Origin of the sequence: Enterobacter vonholyi (assembly GCF_008364555.1) — a bacterium.
In the GTDB taxonomy this organism is placed as follows: Bacteria; Pseudomonadota; Gammaproteobacteria; order Enterobacterales; family Enterobacteriaceae; genus Enterobacter; species Enterobacter vonholyi.
On record NZ_VTUC01000009.1, the window covers coordinates 68,296 to 83,505 of the forward strand.

A 15,210-nucleotide genomic window follows, 5' to 3' on the forward strand; every position below is an offset into this window, starting at 1 on the left:
GCATGCTTAACATCGTTTTATTCGAACCAGAAATTCCGCCGAATACCGGCAATATTATCCGCCTGTGTGCCAACACCGGTTTTCGTCTGCACATTATTGAGCCGATGGGCTTTACGTGGGACGACAAACGCCTGCGTCGCGCAGGGCTGGATTATCATGAATTTACCGCCGTTATTCGCCACCACGATTACGCCGCGTTTCTGGAAGCAGAGCAGCCGCAGCGCATGTTCGCCCTGACCACCAAAGGCACGCCAGCGCACAGCGCCGTAAGCTATCAGGCAGGTGACTATCTGATGTTTGGCCCGGAAACCCGCGGCTTGCCGGCCACGATTCTGGATGCCCTGCCCGCTGAGCAGAAAATCCGTATTCCGATGATGCCGGACAGCCGCAGCATGAACCTGTCGAACGCGGTGTCGGTGGTGGTGTATGAAGCATGGCGCCAGCTGGGATATCCGGGCGCCATTCTCAGAAGTTAAATGCCGTCGCCATACTCGAAGGTATGGTGAATGCCGTTGAAGTGCTGATCCATGTCCATGGACGGCTTATCGCTGTCTGGCTTACCGACGATGCGCGCCGGTACGCCAGCGGCGGTGGTGTGCGGCGGAACCGGCTGGAGCACCACGGAGCCTGCGCCGATCTTCGCGCCGCGTCCGACTTCGATATTGCCGAGGATTTTGGCACCCGCGCCTATCATCACCCCTTCACGAATTTTCGGATGGCGATCGCCGCTGGTTTTGCCGGTACCGCCCAGGGTAACCGACTGCAGGATCGAGACGTCGTCTTCAATCACTGCCGTTTCCCCGACAACGATCCCGGTGGCGTGGTCGAGCATGATCCCGCGGCCAATCTTAGCCGCCGGGTGAATATCAACCTGAAACGTCACGGAAACCTGGTTTTGCAGGAAGATCGCCAGCGCGCGGCGGCCTTCATTCCACAGCCAGTGGCCAATGCGGTACGCCTGCAGAGCGTGGAAGCCTTTCAGGTACAGCAGCGGCGTAGAATATTTATCGACCGCCGGGTCACGGGTGCGCACGGCCTGGATATCACAGGCGGCAGAGGCGATCATTTCCGGGTCAGCGGCGTAAGCCTCTTCCACCACTTCACGGATAGCGATAGCAGGCATTATTGAAGATGCCAGCTTGTTGGCGAGCATATAGCTGAGCGCGCTGCCGAGGTTTTCGTGCTTGAGTAGCGTTGCGTGGTAGAAACTGGCCAGCATAGGCTCACAGTCGGCCAGCGCCCGGGCTTCGGCTTTAATGTTGTTCCAGACGATATCCAGTTCTTCACACGGCATTGCTTACTCCAGACGATAGTTAATGACCAGCCAGTTCTGCGCTGGCTGGGTCATTCAGGTGACAACGGTTCCGACTAGTTACTGCTGCGCTCGTCCTTGCGCGCACGACCTAATAAGGTCAATGCTGCCTCGCGCGCATTTTTTCCGCAATATAATACCTGATAAATTTCCTCGGTTATTGGCATTTCGACACCGAAACGGTGCGCCAACTCGCGGACTTCTTTGGTATTGCGGTAGCCTTCCACCACCTGACCAATCTTCTCCTGCGCGTCTTTCACATCGCTGCCCTGTCCGAGCATCATGCCAAAACGGCGATTACGAGACTGGTTGTCGGTACAGGTCAGCACCAGGTCGCCCAGGCCAGCCATTCCCATAAACGTGGCCGGATCGGCACCCAGCGCTTCGCCCAAACGGGACATCTCGGTCAGACCCCGGGTGATCAGCGCCGTGCGCGCGTTGGCACCAAAACCAATGCCGTCGGACATCCCGGCACCAATCGCAATCACGTTCTTCACCGCTCCGCCCAACTGCACACCGATAAAATCGGGGTTGCTGTAGACGCGGAAGCTCTTGCCGCAGTGCAGCAGCTGTTGAAGATCGTCGGAGAAGGCCCGATCGGTTGAGGCCAGCGAAATCGCCGTCGGCAGGCCAGCGGCCAGCTCTTTGGCAAAGGTCGGGCCGGAGATGACCGCCAGCGGGATCTCATCACCCAGCGCTTCACGGGCAACGTCCTGCAGCAGGCGTCCGGTTTCGGCTTCCAGTCCTTTAGTCGCCCAGACAATACGCGCATCCGGGCGCATCAACGGCTTAATCTGACGCAGCACGTCGCCAAAGACATGGCTCGGAACCACAATCAGAATGTTGCGGCTGGCCGCCAGCGCGGTCGCAAGGTCGCTTTCAAGGTGCAGGGAGTCAGGGAACGGAACGTCCGGGAGAAACGCCACGTTACAGCGGTCGCGCTGCAGCGTTGCGATATGTTTTGGGTCGTGGCCCCAGAGGACCACATCGTGACCATTTCTTGCCAGCGTGATGGCAAGAGCGGTGCCGTATGAGCCGGCACCGATCACAGTCATTGACGCATTAACAGTGCCCATCAGGCATCCTGATGTTGTTCAGCACCTTCGCCAGCCTGCTGCTGCAGATAGTTCATGAACAGCGCATCAAAGTTAACTGGCGCAAGGTTCAGTTGCGGGAATGTACCGCGAGAAACCAGGCTGGTGATGCATTCACGCGCATACGGGAACAGAATGTTCGGGCAGTACGCACCCAGGCAATGTGCCATCTGGTTGCCTTCGATACCGCCGATAGAGAAGATGCCGCCCTGCTGTACTTCACACAGGAATGCAGTTTCTTCGCCCAGGGATGCGGTAACGGTCACACGCAGCACGACTTCATACACGTCATCTGCCAGTTGGGTAGATGCGGTATCCAGATCAAGTTTAACCTCTGGCTGCCAATCTTTCTGGAAAACGTGTGGCGCATTTGGCGCTTCGAAAGAGACGTCCTTGGTGTAGATACGCTGGATCTGGAAAGTCATTTCGGTGTTGTTTTGTTCTGACATGGAAATACCCTTTTTAATTGTCCTAAAGTCTCTTAGCTCAGCAGCGGATCGAGTCCACCACGGGCGTCGAGCGCATACAAGTCATCACAGCCGCCAATGTGCTGCGCATCAATAAAAATCTGCGGAACCGTCGTGCGACCACTACGTTTGATCATCTCTTCGCGTTTAATCGCGTCACCGTCGATCGGCAGTTCCTGGAACGTGACGCCCTTGCTGTTCAGCAGCGCTTTCGCACGATGGCAGAACGGACACGTCGCTTTGGTATAGATCTCAATATTGGCCATGACTGAACTCCTTATTTACCGCGCACCAAAGGAAGATTTTCCCCGCTCCAGCCGGAAATACCTTCTTTCAGCACAGTTACGTTTTCGAAGCCTGCTTTATGAAGCGCGCTGGCAGATTCTTGTGCCTGCATGCCGGTCGCATCGACAACGATAATCGGCTGGGCTTTGTGTTTTTCAAGCTCACCGACGTTGTTCGCTTTGATTTCAGCTGGCAACAGGTTGATTGCGCCCGCAATGTGACCTTTACGGAAATCGTCACGCTGACGCAGATCGACAACGACGGCATCTTCTTTGTTAATCAGACGCGTCGCTTCACCACGGGTGATAACCTTAATCTTAGACGTCAGGCTCTTAAATGTGGTGAACAGCACAGCAGCCAGCAGGCCAATCCACGCGATGCTCAGAACCGGATGGCGGCTAACGAATTGCATAATTTCTTGCATGGAGGGTAACTACTCCCGACTAAGTGATAAAAAAAACCAGGACAGGAGTATACCTGTGCGTTCTGGCAAATACAGCCAGCGACCATAACCTAATCCATTTTCTGCGGCATGCCACCTAAAAAAATGCCTCAAAATGGTCTGGAGGGCACCTTGCCACTGCGCTTTCTTTGATCTTCTGCGGCTATTTGATCGATTCAGCTGTAGTAAAATTACGCAAATTTTGACTCTTGAGCATGAGGTTGTCGCAATGTCGGTTTCTAAAAAACCTATGGTACTGGTGATTCTGGATGGTTATGGCTACCGTGAAGATAGCCAGGATAACGCTATTTTCAACGCCAAAACCCCGGTCATGGATGCCCTGTGGGCAAAACGTCCACATACGCTGATTGACGCGTCTGGCCTGGAAGTGGGCCTGCCGGACCGCCAGATGGGCAACTCCGAAGTCGGTCACGTAAACCTGGGCGCCGGGCGTATTGTGTATCAGGACCTGACGCGTCTGGACGTTGAAATCAAAGAACGCACCTTCTTCTCCAACCCAACGCTGTCTGGCGCGGTCGATAAAGCCGTTGCCGCTGGCAAGGCTGTACACATTATGGGCCTGCTCTCTGCTGGCGGCGTGCACAGCCACGAAGATCACATCATGGCGATGGTTGAACTGGCCGCTGAACGCGGTGCAGAAAAAATCTATCTGCACGCCTTCCTGGACGGTCGCGATACGCCACCACGCAGCGCAAAAGGCTCTCTGCAAGCCTTCGAAGACAAATTCGCCGCGCTGGGTAAAGGCCGCGTAGCATCCATTATTGGCCGTTACTACGCCATGGACCGCGACAACCGCTGGGATCGCGTTGAACAGGCCTATGACCTGTTGACCCTGGCAAAAGGGGAATTCCAGTTCGCGACCGCCGTTGAAGCGCTGGAAGCAGCTTATGCTCGTGATGAAAACGACGAATTCGTCAAAGCGTCCGTCATTCGCGCTGAAGGTCAGGCCGACGCCGCCATGGAAGATGGCGACGCGCTGATCTTCATGAACTTCCGTGCTGACCGCGCGCGCGAAATCACCCGTGCTTTCGTCAACAGCGACTTCGACGGTTTTGCCCGCAAGAAAGTGGTAAACATCGACTTCATCCAGCTGACCGAATACGCGGCAGACATCAAAGCCCCATGCGCGTATCCACCAGCCTCGCTGGCCAATACCTTCGGTGAGTGGATGGCGAAGAACGATAAAACGCAGCTGCGTATTTCCGAAACTGAAAAATACGCACACGTGACCTTCTTCTTTAACGGCGGCGTTGAAGAACCGTTCAAAGGCGAAGACCGCATTCTGGTCAACTCACCGAAAGTCGCCACCTACGATCTGCAGCCAGAAATGAGCTCTGCAGAATTGACGGAAAAACTGGTTGCAGCCATCGAGAGCGGTAAATACGACACCATCATTTGTAACTACCCGAACGGCGACATGGTGGGTCATACCGGGGTGATGGAAGCGGCAGTGAAAGCGGTTGAAGCACTGGATCACTGCGTTGATCAGGTTGCGAAAGCTGTTGAATCCGTTGGCGGCCAGCTGCTGATCACCGCAGATCACGGTAACGCTGAACAGATGCGCGACCCGGCGACTGGCCAGGCGCATACCGCCCACACCAACCTGCCCGTTCCGCTGATTTATGTGGGTGATAAATCACTGAAAGCAGTGGAAGGTGGCAAGCTTTCTGACATCGCGCCAACCATGCTGTCGCTGATGGGGATGCCGATCCCTGAAGAGATGACTGGTAAGCCGCTGTTCATCGTGGAATAATCGCTCCCCATGAGGGGAAAGGCGATTTTTTCAATCACATGGGTCGTGAAGCCGCTTAGGTTATCAGTCAGACCTCTGTTTTACGCCAGCGCACTCAGCGCTGGCGTATTGCTGTGCGCCGCATCCGCCCACGCGGATGACCGCGACCAGCTGAAATCCATTCAGGCCGATATCGCCGCCAAAGAGCGTGCGGTACGCCAACAGCAACAGCAGCGATCCGCACTTCTTGCCCAGCTAAAGCAACAGGAAGAGGCGATCTCCGCCGCCGCGCGTAAACTCCGTGAAACGCAAAACACCCTCGCCCTGTTGAACAAGCAGATAGACGAGATGAACGCGTCGATTGCCAAACTGGAACGCCAGCGCGATGCGCAGGAGCGCAATCTTGCCGCACAGCTTGATGCCGCATTCCGCCAGGGTGAACATACCGGACTCCAGCTGATCCTCAGCGGCGAAGAGAGCCAGCGCGGCCAGCGCCTGCAGGCCTACTTTGGCTATCTCAACCAGGCGCGTCAGGAGACTATCGCGCAACTGAAGCAGACGCGCGAAGAGGTCACCACGCAAAAAGCCGAGCTGGAAGAGAAGCAGAGCCAGCAGCAGACGCTGCTCTACGATCAGCAGGCCCAGCAGGCGAAGCTCGAGCAGGCGCGCAACGAGCGTAAGAAAACCCTTTCCGGCCTTGAATCCTCTATTCAGGAAGGACAGAGCCAGCTCAGCGAAATGCGCGCCAACGAATCAAAACTGCGTAACAGCATCGCCCGTGCGGAAGCCGCGGCGAAAGCGCGTGCCGAAAAAGAAGCGCGCGAGGCGCAGGCCGTTCGCGACAAGCAGCAGGAAGCGTCCCGCAAAGGCACCACCTACAAGCCAAGCGAGAGCGAACGTTCCCTGATGTCGCGTACCGGCGGTTTGGGTTCTCCTCGCGGCCAGGCTTTCTGGCCCGTTCGTGGTTCAATTCTGCATCGCTATGGCGAACAGCTGCAGGGTGAGCTACGTTGGAAAGGGATCGTTATCGGTGCGTCTGAAGGTAGCGAAGTGAAAGCCATCGCCGATGGCCGCGTGATTCTGGCCGACTGGCTGCAGGGTTACGGACTGGTGGTGGTGGTCGAACACGGTAAAGGTGATATGAGCCTTTACGGCTACAACCAGAGCGCGCTGGTCAGCGTCGGCACGCAGGTGCGCGCCGGCCAACCCATCGCCCTTGTGGGCAGCAGTGGCGGTCAGGGCCGCCCGTCACTCTATTTCGAAATTCGTCGCCAGGGTCAGGCGGTCAATCCACAGCCGTGGTTGGGAAGATAAGTTTTGCTTCAATTTCGTCGAATGGTTTTCTCCGTCGTCAGCGCGCTGGCGCTGGCTGCACCGGTATACGCAGGTAAACTCGCTATCGTGATTGATGACTTCGGTTATCGTCCGCACTATGAAAATCAGGTGCTGGCGATGCCGTCGGCCATCTCTGTCGCCGTCCTTCCGAATGCTCCCCACGCGCGTGAGATGGCGACCAAAGCACACAGCAGCGACCATCAGGTGCTGATCCACCTGCCAATGGCACCTCTCAGCAAGCAGCCGCTGGAAAAAGATACCCTGCGCCCGGACATGAGCAGCGAGGAAATCGAGCGCATCATCCGTGACGCCTACAACAAAGTGCCGTATGCCGTAGGGCTGAACAACCATATGGGCAGCGCGATGACGTCAAGCCTGTACGGTATGCTCAAAGTGATGCAGGCGCTGGAGCGTTACAACCTCTACTTCCTCGACAGCATGACCATCGGCAACAGCCAGGCGATGCGTGCCGCTCAGGGAACGGGCGTAAAGGTGATTAAGCGCAAGGTGTTCCTGGATGATACCCAGAACGAAGCCGATATTCGCATGCAGTTCAATCGCGCGGTACAGCTGGCCCGCCGCAATGGATCAGCCATCGCCATCGGTCACCCGCACCCGTCTACCGTTCGCGTCCTGCAGCAGATGCTGCCGACCTTACCTTCCGATATCACGCTGGTACGTCCGAGCGATCTACTGAACGAGCCGCAGGTGGATACCTCTACACCGAATTCTGCGCAGCCCGTCCCGACAGCGCCGCGTAATCCGTTCCGCGGCGTGAAGCGCTGTGTACCGAAGCAGCCGCTTGAACCGGTCTATGCGACCCGCTTCTTCTCCGTCATCGGAGACAGCATCAGTAACAGTACGCTGGTGAAATACGTCCAGCAGCAGTGGCAGGGATGGGGCAAGAAAGCCTGACGCCTATTTCGCAATCTGTGAGTCCGTCTGCTCGTTAGCAACGGACTCTTTTTTTTCCTGATACTGATACCAGGATTTGAAATACTTCAAAAAACTATAGGCTGTGGCATACAGTCCCGTTGCCACCCCCACTTTGCCCTGACGCCAGGCGCCGCTAAAAAGATACCATTTGAAAAAAGCACCGATGGCGCTGATTACGCCGCGCCCAACAGAGGGCCGTATTTTTTGATGTTGAACCAGGCGGGTTGTATAACAATTTAATTTATTAAAAAGCTCGTGCAACGTGGGAAACGTATCATGTTTTACATAACCCTGAATACGTTCACAACGGAGAAAACCTTCGACCTGATCGTCTACCGGTCGGTTATTAAACCGGGACTGTTTACGGTTAAAAAGACGCACAGGATAATCAGGGGATGAAACAGGATAAATCGTCCGGACTTCTTCACCCAGAACAAACCAGTGGCGGCATATTCGCCATGCCGTTCCGGGGTCAGGCTCATCACCTGCTTTTAACCTTAAAATGGCATTAACCGTTTCCTGGTCAAGAATTTCGTCGCTATCGATGCACAGGACCCAGTCATTGCTGGCTAAGGATATGGCATGGTTCATCTGCTCGCCATGCCAGCCAAATTTTTTATAGACCGGGAGCAGTCCAAAGCTTTCACAAATATATCGTGTTTTGTCCGTACTCCCTGAATCAACCACGACGACTTCATCCGCTATTTTTAAAAGAGGCGGAATAACATCATGCAACAATCTCTCAGAATTAAACGTTAATAAGCAGACCGTTATTTTAAACATTTTCCCACTCTCAATAGCAGCCTAAATTAATATTATTAATACTATATAAATGAGTAGAGATGGTTAAAGTCCTGAATCACACTTTTAAAATAAACGCGCTTGAAATTTTCTCTAATCCTGAAGCGCAATAAAATAGAAAAATCTATTTTATTTCAACAGATTCTTTATAATGCTGTCAGATGAAGGGTAGCACACGGATTCAGACATGCCGCACAAAAGAAAAATTCTCCTCCTGGATACGGGTAAAGAATGGGGGGGAGGCACCAACAGTATGCTTGAGCTCCTGAAGCGAATCAATCGCGATAAATTCGATATTACCTGTTGTTTTTACAGTGATTATAGTCGTGCTGAAGGTGAGACGATTGGCCAGGTGCTCAACGGCATCGGGATCCCGCTCATCGTGATCCCTCAACGTCCGCAGCCGGTCTGGGCCAAATTGTTGAAGGAAGCTGGGCGTAGCCTGCTGTTTTTCTCACGCAGCGCCCGCAAGGCATTAACGCGTCACGTGGATATTATGTGGCGCATCAGGCCTAACGTCAGCCAGATCGAAGCTCTTTTCTCGCAGGGCGGTTTCGATACGCTCTATATGAATAACCAACCTGGCTCAAATGAAGAAGGCTATCTGGCGGCGGCGAACCTGCAGGCGCGGGTGATCCAACACTGCCGCATTGAACCTGTTTTGACCCCACCTCTGGTAAAGCTGGTTAATGCCCATGCCACAAAAATCATCGCCGTCTCGCACGGCGTTGAACGCGTGTTACTTCAGCATGGCGTCCGGCCCGAACTGTGTACGACGGTCAATAATGCCATCGACATCCACCAGCCTTTGCCTGACCGAAGTGCGATGCGCCAGCGCCTGAATATCGATGACGACACGTTTGTGTTCGGCAGTATTGGCTCCTTAATCCCTCGCAAAGCCAATCACCACACGCTGGAGGCGCTGGCACAGTTCAGCCAGAAGCATCCGCAGGCGAAATGGAAAATGGTGCTGGTCGGCGAAGGTGCCGAACGCCGCGCTTTAGCGGAACAGGCCCGAGCGCTGGGAATTGAACATCACGTCATCTTCACCGGTTTTCAGAACACCCCGTTTGATTACCTCGCTACGTTTGACGCCTTTATCCTCGCCTCAAAAAGCGAAGGGCTACCGCGCGTGGTGCTGGAAGCGATGCTTCTCAATATCCCCGTGATTGGCTCTCAGGTAACCGGCACGGCGGAATTAATTGACCATGATTCGACAGGGCTGCTCTTCCCCTGGAGCGATGTTTCACAACTTGCACAACATCTGGACAATATCTGGGCAGACGCGGAACTGCGGGCTCGACTGGCGGCAGCTGCTTACCAGAAAGTCTGTCATAACTACGCCATTGAAAACTACGTCAGCGGTGTCGAAGCCGTGCTTGGCGCGCGCTGACCAAACGAGATAACTATGTTTAAATTTCTTAATGCTCGCTATCGTCATATCACCGGGCGACACAACATTCCTTACAGCTCTCTTCCCGTGACGGGCGCGCTTGCTGCGGTGGACTCTATTGTGATTCCGTGTACCGGCGCAGATTTCGTCGAAGAAGCATTACTCTCTGCCACCTTCGCGGAACGTTATGCCACCGGGGTGAGCGAAATCGTCATCGTCAGCGATCAACCCGAATCCGCCTTTGGGATACTGCCGCCTAAAACCCGCGTAGTGACGCTTAACCTTCCCGTTCGTGAGGAAAGTTACCGCTATAAGCAGATCTACCTCAGCCGTCTGGTGAAGCTTAACGCCCCGCTACAGGCTCGCGGTGAAGGGATATTGATGATCGATTCCGATCTCAATCTGCTGAAGATGCCAGAGATCAACATGGCCGATATGCACATCTACTCCAGCTTCCGTCAGGGTAAAATGATTGCCAAGCTGGACGGTGCGCCTGCGGAGAAAGTGCCGGCGTATTACAAGGAGACGGTGCGCCCTTATCTGGTCGATCACGTTAACGGCGCGTTTCTTGCGGCAACTAAAAAAACCTGGCGCCGTATCTGCCCGCTGTGGCTGACGCTGTTCCAGGATACCTGGGAACTGATGGACGACACGCAGCCGCCGACCGATCAGCTGCCGCTCGCCGCGCTGCTGGACATGCTGGATTTAAAAACGGTTAACCTGGGTGACTGGATGAACTGGCCGGTCTCCAAGAAGATCGGCGGTCAGGAAGCCGTTGTGCCGAAAGAGGTGATTGGCGCGCACGGCGGTTTCCCTCTCTCAGAATGGCAAAAGTATCTTGAATCGCCGGATAACAAACTGCTGTTCAAAGGTCAGGACTACACCCGCAAGGTGCGCTACCTGACGGACGAAGAGAAAAAGAATCAATAAAAAAAGGGGCCTCAGGCCCCTTTTTGATTACTTATCCCAGCTCAGGATCACTTTCCCTGACTGGCCGGAACGCATCGCGTCAAAGCCCTGCTGGAACTCATCGATGGAGAAACGGTGAGTGATAATCGGGGACAGATCCAGACCGGACTGGATCAGCGCCGCCATCTTGTACCAGGTCTCGAACATTTCGCGGCCATAGATGCCCTTAATGAACAGCCCCTTGAAGATGACCTTGTTCCAGTCGATGGACATATCCGATGGCGGAATACCCAGCATCGCAATACGGCCACCGTGGTTCATGGTGTCGAGCATGGTGCGAAACGCCGGTGGCGCGCCGGACATCTCCAGACCCACGTCAAAGCCTTCGGTCATGCCCAGCTCTTCCATCACGTCGCTCAGGCTCTCTTTCGAGACATCCACCGCACGGGTGACGCCCATTTTGCGCGCCAGCGACAGACGGTATTCGTTCACATCGGTGATCACAACGTTGCGCGCACCCACGTGCTTCGCCACGGCTGCCGCCATAATGCCAATTGGGCCCGCGCCGGAGACCAGCACGTCTTCACCAACCAGGTCGAAGGAGAGCGCCGTGTGCACCGCATTGCCGAACGGGTCGAAAATGGAGGCCAGATCGTCAGAAATATTGTCCGGGATTTTGAACGCGTTAAAGGCCGGGATCACCAGATATTCCGCGAAGCAGCCCGGACGGTTTACGCCCACACCGATGGTATTACGGCACAGGTGAGTACGTCCGCCGCGGCAGTTACGGCAGTGGCCGCAGGTAATATGGCCTTCACCGGAGACGCGGTCGCCAATTTTGAAGCCTTTCACTTCCTGGCCGATACCCACCACTTCGCCGACATATTCGTGACCGACAACCATCGGTACCGGGATGGTTTTCTGCGACCACTGGTCCCAGTTATAGATATGAACGTCAGTACCGCAGATGGCCGTTTTACGAATTTTGATCAGCAGATCGTTATGACCGACTTCCGGCTCCGGCACGTCGGTCATCCAAATCCCTTCTTCCGCTTTCAGTTTGGATAACGCTTTCATCACACGTCCTCAGGCAATTACGCCCAGCTGTTTACCAATGCGGGTAAAGGCTTCTACCGCACGTTCAATTTGTTCAGGCGTATGCGCCGCAGACATCTGGGTGCGGATACGCGCCTGACCTTTTGGCACCACCGGGAAGAAGAACCCGGTGACGTAAATCCCTTCTTTCTGCAGTTCACGGGCAAATTGCTGCGCGACGACCGCATCGCCGAGCATTACCGGAATGATCGCATGGTCGGCACCGGCCAGGGTAAACCCTGCGGCGCTCATTTTTTCACGGAACAGACGGGCGTTGGACCACAGGCGGTCGCGCAGCTCAGCGCCGGACTCCACCATCTCCAGCACTTTAATGGAGGCGGCAACAATCGCCGGCGCCAGGGAGTTGGAGAACAGATACGGACGGGAGCGCTGACGCAGCCACTCAACCACCTCTTTACGCGCGGCGGTATAGCCGCCGGACGCGCCGCCGAGCGCTTTGCCCAGCGTGCCGGTGATGATGTCCACGCGGCCCATCACGTCACAGTATTCGTGGGAACCGCGGCCGTTTTTGCCGACAAAACCGACCGCGTGAGAGTCATCGACCATCACCAGCGCGTCGTATTTATCCGCCAGGTCGCACACGCCCTTCAGGTTGGCGATCACGCCGTCCATGGAGAACACGCCGTCGGTGGCGATCAGCACGTGGCGAGCACCCGCTTCACGAGCCTCTTTCAGGCGCGCTTCCAGCTCAACCATATCGTTGTTGGCGTAGCGGAAACGCTTCGCTTTACACAGGCGTACGCCGTCGATGATGGAAGCGTGGTTCAGGGCGTCGGAGATAATCGCATCTTCTGCACCGAGCAGGGTCTCAAACAGACCGCCGTTGGCGTCAAAGCAGGAGGAGTAAAGAATCGCGTCTTCCATTCCGAGGAAGCTCGCCAGCTTTTGCTCAAGCTGCTTGTGGCTGTCCTGCGTACCGCAGATAAAGCGTACGGAGGCCATGCCGAAACCGTGGGTATCCATGCCGTTTTTTGCAGCGGCAATCAGCTCAGGGTGATTTGCGAGACCTAAGTAGTTGTTCGCACAAAAGTTGATCACATGGCTGCCGTCGGCAACGGTGATGTCCGCCTGCTGGGCAGACGTGATAATACGCTCTTCCTTGAACAACCCTTCCGCACGTGCGGTATCGAGGTCGCTGTTTAACTGTTTGTAAAAATCACCACGCATTGCAATTCTCCAGACTCGGCAAATTTCGGGACATATTACCCAAACCTATAGTTCATGACGAGATGACACGTCATCTCTTGTCGTTTTTGCAGCATAAATCACGCGTACCCCTGCGCTGTGAAGGTGAATGGCTGAAGGGCAGCCATACTAATGATATGATAGAGACATTAGCGTCCGGGATTGTCCCCGGGCTCCACACTTCAAAGGTTACAGTTATGATCATCGTTACCGGCGGCGCGGGCTTTATCGGCAGCAATATTGTTAAGGCTCTCAATGACAAAGGCATCACCGACATCCTGGTGGTTGACAACCTGAAAGACGGCACCAAGTTCGTCAACCTGGTGGATCTGAACATCGCTGACTACATGGATAAAGAAGACTTCCTTATCCAGATTATGGCAGGGGAAGAGTTCGGCGAGATCGAAGCCATCTTCCACGAAGGTGCGTGTTCTTCCACCACCGAGTGGGACGGTAAGTACATGATGGACAACAACTATCAGTACTCCAAAGAGATCCTGCACTACTGCCTGGAGCGTGAAATTCCGTTCCTGTACGCCTCCTCTGCTGCAACCTACGGCGGCCGCACCTCGGACTTCATCGAGTCCCGCGAGTATGAACAGCCGCTGAACGTCTACGGTTATTCTAAGTTTCTGTTCGACGAGTACGTGCGTCAGGTTCTGCCGGAAGCGAACTCGCAGATCGTCGGCTTCCGTTACTTTAACGTCTACGGACCGCGCGAAGGCCACAAAGGCAGTATGGCAAGCGTAGCGTTCCACCTGAACACCCAGCTGAATAACGGCGAAAGTCCGAAACTGTTCGAAGGCAGTGACGGCTTTAAGCGTGATTTCGTCTACGTAGGCGACGTTGCCGCAGTGAACCTGTGGTTCTGGGAAAACGGCGTATCCGGCATCTTCAACCTGGGGACCGGCCGCGCGGAGTCCTTCCAGGCAGTGGCTGACGCCACGCTGGCGTATCACAAAAAAGGCAGCATTGAGTACATTCCGTTCCCTGACAAGCTGAAAGGCCGTTATCAGGCGTTCACGCAGGCCGATCTGACTAACCTGCGCGCAGCGGGTTATGACAAGCCGTTCAAGACCGTTGCCGAAGGCGTAACGGAATATATGGCCTGGCTGAACCGCGACGCGTAAGTATGAAGATTCTGGTGATCGGCCCGTCATGGGTGGGCGACATGATGATGTCGCAAAGTCTCTATCGCACGCTCAAGGCGCGCTATCCCCAGGCGATAATCGACGTGATGGCACCTGCATGGTGCCGTCCTCTGTTGTCGCGTATGCCGGAAGTGAATGAAGCCATCCCGATGCCGCTTGGCCACGGGGCGCTGGAAATCGGCGAACGCCGCAAACTCGGACATAGCCTGCGCGAGAAGCGCTACGATCGGGCGTATGTCCTGCCAAACTCCTTTAAATCCGCCCTGGTGCCCTTTTTTGCGGGGATACCGCACCGTACCGGCTGGCGCGGCGAAATGCGCTACGGCCTGCTGAACGATGCACGGGTGCTGGATAAAGAGGCCTGGCCGCTGATGGTGGAACGCTACGTGGCTTTGGCCTATGACAAAGGCGTGATGCGCAGTGCGAAAGACCTGCCGCAGCCGCTGCTCTGGCCACAGCTTCAGGTTAACGACGGTGAAAAATCCCAGACCTGTAACGCGTTTGGTCTTTCGTTTGAACGCCCGATGATTGGCTTTTGCCCTGGCGCCGAGTTCGGCCCGGCAAAACGCTGGCCGCACTATCATTATGCGGAGCTGGCGAAACAGCTGATTGACGAAGGCTACCAGATTGTCCTGTTCGGCTCGGCAAAGGACCACGAGGCAGGCAACGAAATTCTCGCGACGCTGAGTAATGAACAGCAGGCCTGGTGCCGCAACCTGGCGGGAGAAACGCAGCTTGAACAGGCGGTTATTCTGATTGCCGCCTGTAAGGCTGTAGTAAGTAACGATTCTGGCCTGATGCACGTCGCTGCCGCGCTCAACCGCCCGCTTGTGGCGCTGTATGGCCCAAGTAGCCCGGACTTCACGCCCCCGCTTTCTCATAAAGCGCGCGTCATTCGCCTGATCACCGGCTACCACAAAGTGCGCAAAGGCGATGCCGCAGAAGGCTATCATCAGAGCCTGATCGACATTACCCCAGAGCGCGTTCTCGAAGAACTTAACGAACTGCTGCTGAGCGAAGAAGGATAACGA

The 15,210-nt window shown here is 55.3% G+C and carries 16 protein-coding genes; 8 read left to right on the top strand and 8 right to left on the bottom strand.

What is annotated here, in order from left to right; genetic code table 11:
* Nucleotides 1–2: 2 nt before the first annotated feature.
* Nucleotides 3–476: a tRNA (uridine(34)/cytosine(34)/5-carboxymethylaminomethyluridine(34)-2'-O)-methyltransferase TrmL gene (gene trmL / locus F0319_RS14690; protein ID WP_021242431.1), complete on the top strand. Its 474-nt coding sequence runs from the start codon at nt 3–5 to the stop codon at nt 474–476.
* Here the strand turns inward: trmL and cysE are convergent.
* The 5 genes from cysE to F0319_RS14715 form a co-directional block, all read right to left on the bottom strand.
* Complete coding sequence (gene cysE, locus F0319_RS14695) at nt 473–1,294, bottom strand: serine O-acetyltransferase (RefSeq protein ID WP_008502718.1); 822 nt, start codon at nt 1,292–1,294, stop codon at nt 473–475. The genes trmL and cysE overlap by 4 nt on opposite strands.
* 74 nt (nt 1,295–1,368) lie before the next feature.
* Nucleotides 1,369–2,388, bottom strand: coding sequence for an NAD(P)H-dependent glycerol-3-phosphate dehydrogenase (gpsA, locus tag F0319_RS14700; protein ID WP_149367263.1), 1,020 nt, complete (start codon nt 2,386–2,388; stop codon nt 1,369–1,371).
* On the bottom strand, nt 2,388–2,855 hold the full coding sequence (secB, locus tag F0319_RS14705) for a protein-export chaperone SecB (RefSeq protein ID WP_003860835.1): 468 nt from the start codon (nt 2,853–2,855) through the stop codon (nt 2,388–2,390). Before secB ends, gpsA begins: the two co-directional genes overlap by 1 nt.
* Before the next feature lie 32 nt (nt 2,856–2,887).
* A complete protein-coding gene (grxC, locus tag F0319_RS14710; RefSeq protein WP_023309914.1) occupies nt 2,888–3,139 on the bottom strand; it encodes a glutaredoxin 3 in 252 nt (83 codons plus the stop codon).
* Between the two features lie 11 nt (nt 3,140–3,150).
* A complete protein-coding gene (locus F0319_RS14715; RefSeq protein ID WP_023309913.1) occupies nt 3,151–3,582 on the bottom strand; it encodes a rhodanese-like domain-containing protein in 432 nt (143 codons plus the stop codon).
* Nucleotides 3,583–3,829: 247 nt separating this feature from the next.
* Here F0319_RS14715 and gpmM point away from each other — a divergent pair, with 247 nt between their 5' ends.
* From gpmM to F0319_RS14730, 3 genes are read left to right on the top strand one after another with little or no spacing between them, the layout of a single operon-like run.
* Nucleotides 3,830–5,374: a 2,3-bisphosphoglycerate-independent phosphoglycerate mutase gene (gene gpmM, locus F0319_RS14720; RefSeq protein WP_111964314.1), complete on the top strand. Its 1,545-nt coding sequence runs from the start codon at nt 3,830–3,832 to the stop codon at nt 5,372–5,374.
* Between the two features lie 33 nt (nt 5,375–5,407).
* The gene (envC, locus tag F0319_RS14725; RefSeq protein ID WP_240168105.1) at nt 5,408–6,667 is read left to right on the top strand and encodes a murein hydrolase activator EnvC; all 1,260 of its coding nucleotides are present in this window, start codon (nt 5,408–5,410) and stop codon (nt 6,665–6,667) included.
* A gap of 3 nt (nt 6,668–6,670) precedes the next feature.
* Nucleotides 6,671–7,603, top strand: coding sequence for a divergent polysaccharide deacetylase family protein (locus F0319_RS14730; protein ID WP_111964312.1), 933 nt, complete (start codon nt 6,671–6,673; stop codon nt 7,601–7,603).
* A 3-nt stretch (nt 7,604–7,606) separates the two neighbouring features.
* Here the strand turns inward: F0319_RS14730 and F0319_RS14735 are convergent, their stop codons facing one another.
* On the bottom strand, nt 7,607–8,407 hold the full coding sequence (locus F0319_RS14735; protein ID WP_149367264.1) for a glycosyltransferase family 2 protein: 801 nt from the start codon (nt 8,405–8,407) through the stop codon (nt 7,607–7,609).
* A 205-nt stretch (nt 8,408–8,612) separates the two neighbouring features.
* Here F0319_RS14735 and F0319_RS14740 point away from each other — a divergent pair, with 205 nt between their 5' ends.
* Complete coding sequence (locus F0319_RS14740; protein ID WP_149367265.1) at nt 8,613–9,818, top strand: glycosyltransferase; 1,206 nt, start codon at nt 8,613–8,615, stop codon at nt 9,816–9,818.
* A 15-nt stretch (nt 9,819–9,833) separates the two neighbouring features.
* Complete coding sequence (locus F0319_RS14745) at nt 9,834–10,748, top strand: hypothetical protein (protein WP_111964309.1); 915 nt, start codon at nt 9,834–9,836, stop codon at nt 10,746–10,748.
* Between the two features lie 27 nt (nt 10,749–10,775).
* On the opposite strand, the gene tdh is transcribed toward F0319_RS14745, so the two are convergent.
* Nucleotides 10,776–11,804, bottom strand: coding sequence for an L-threonine 3-dehydrogenase (gene tdh, locus F0319_RS14750; RefSeq protein ID WP_111964308.1), 1,029 nt, complete (start codon nt 11,802–11,804; stop codon nt 10,776–10,778).
* Nucleotides 11,805–11,813: 9 nt separating this feature from the next.
* Complete coding sequence (gene kbl, locus F0319_RS14755; RefSeq protein WP_115876700.1) at nt 11,814–13,010, bottom strand: glycine C-acetyltransferase; 1,197 nt, start codon at nt 13,008–13,010, stop codon at nt 11,814–11,816.
* A gap of 215 nt (nt 13,011–13,225) precedes the next feature.
* On the opposite strand from kbl, the gene rfaD reads away from it, so the two are divergent.
* Complete coding sequence (rfaD, locus tag F0319_RS14760) at nt 13,226–14,158, top strand: ADP-glyceromanno-heptose 6-epimerase (protein ID WP_008502707.1); 933 nt, start codon at nt 13,226–13,228, stop codon at nt 14,156–14,158.
* Between the two features lie 2 nt (nt 14,159–14,160).
* Entirely contained in the window at nt 14,161–15,207 is a 1,047-nt protein-coding gene (rfaF, locus tag F0319_RS14765) for an ADP-heptose--LPS heptosyltransferase RfaF (RefSeq protein WP_149367266.1), read from the top strand.
* Nucleotides 15,208–15,210 lie beyond the last annotated feature (3 nt).

Bases quoted from the DNA above. Each gene is read 5' to 3' on its own strand.
- F0319_RS14715 (WP_023309913.1), bottom strand. From the start codon at position 3,582: ATGCAAGAAATTATGCAATTCGTTAGCCGCCATCCGGTTCTGAGCATC.
- gpsA (WP_149367263.1), bottom strand. From the start codon at position 2,388: ATGGGCACTGTTAATGCGTCAATGACTGTGATCGGTGCCGGCTCATAC.
- gpmM (WP_111964314.1), top strand. From the start codon at position 3,830: ATGTCGGTTTCTAAAAAACCTATGGTACTGGTGATTCTGGATGGTTAT.
- F0319_RS14735 (WP_149367264.1), bottom strand. From the start codon at position 8,407: ATGTTTAAAATAACGGTCTGCTTATTAACGTTTAATTCTGAGAGATTG.
- grxC (WP_023309914.1), bottom strand. From the start codon at position 3,139: ATGGCCAATATTGAGATCTATACCAAAGCGACGTGTCCGTTCTGCCAT.
- rfaD (WP_008502707.1), top strand. From the start codon at position 13,226: ATGATCATCGTTACCGGCGGCGCGGGCTTTATCGGCAGCAATATTGTT.
- secB (WP_003860835.1), bottom strand. From the start codon at position 2,855: ATGTCAGAACAAAACAACACCGAAATGACTTTCCAGATCCAGCGTATC.
- rfaF (WP_149367266.1), top strand. From the start codon at position 14,161: ATGAAGATTCTGGTGATCGGCCCGTCATGGGTGGGCGACATGATGATG.
- cysE (WP_008502718.1), bottom strand. From the start codon at position 1,294: ATGCCGTGTGAAGAACTGGATATCGTCTGGAACAACATTAAAGCCGAA.
- F0319_RS14740 (WP_149367265.1), top strand. From the start codon at position 8,613: ATGCCGCACAAAAGAAAAATTCTCCTCCTGGATACGGGTAAAGAATGG.
- trmL (WP_021242431.1), top strand. From the start codon at position 3: ATGCTTAACATCGTTTTATTCGAACCAGAAATTCCGCCGAATACCGGC.
- kbl (WP_115876700.1), bottom strand. From the start codon at position 13,010: ATGCGTGGTGATTTTTACAAACAGTTAAACAGCGACCTCGATACCGCA.
- F0319_RS14745 (WP_111964309.1), top strand. From the start codon at position 9,834: ATGTTTAAATTTCTTAATGCTCGCTATCGTCATATCACCGGGCGACAC.
- tdh (WP_111964308.1), bottom strand. From the start codon at position 11,804: ATGAAAGCGTTATCCAAACTGAAAGCGGAAGAAGGGATTTGGATGACC.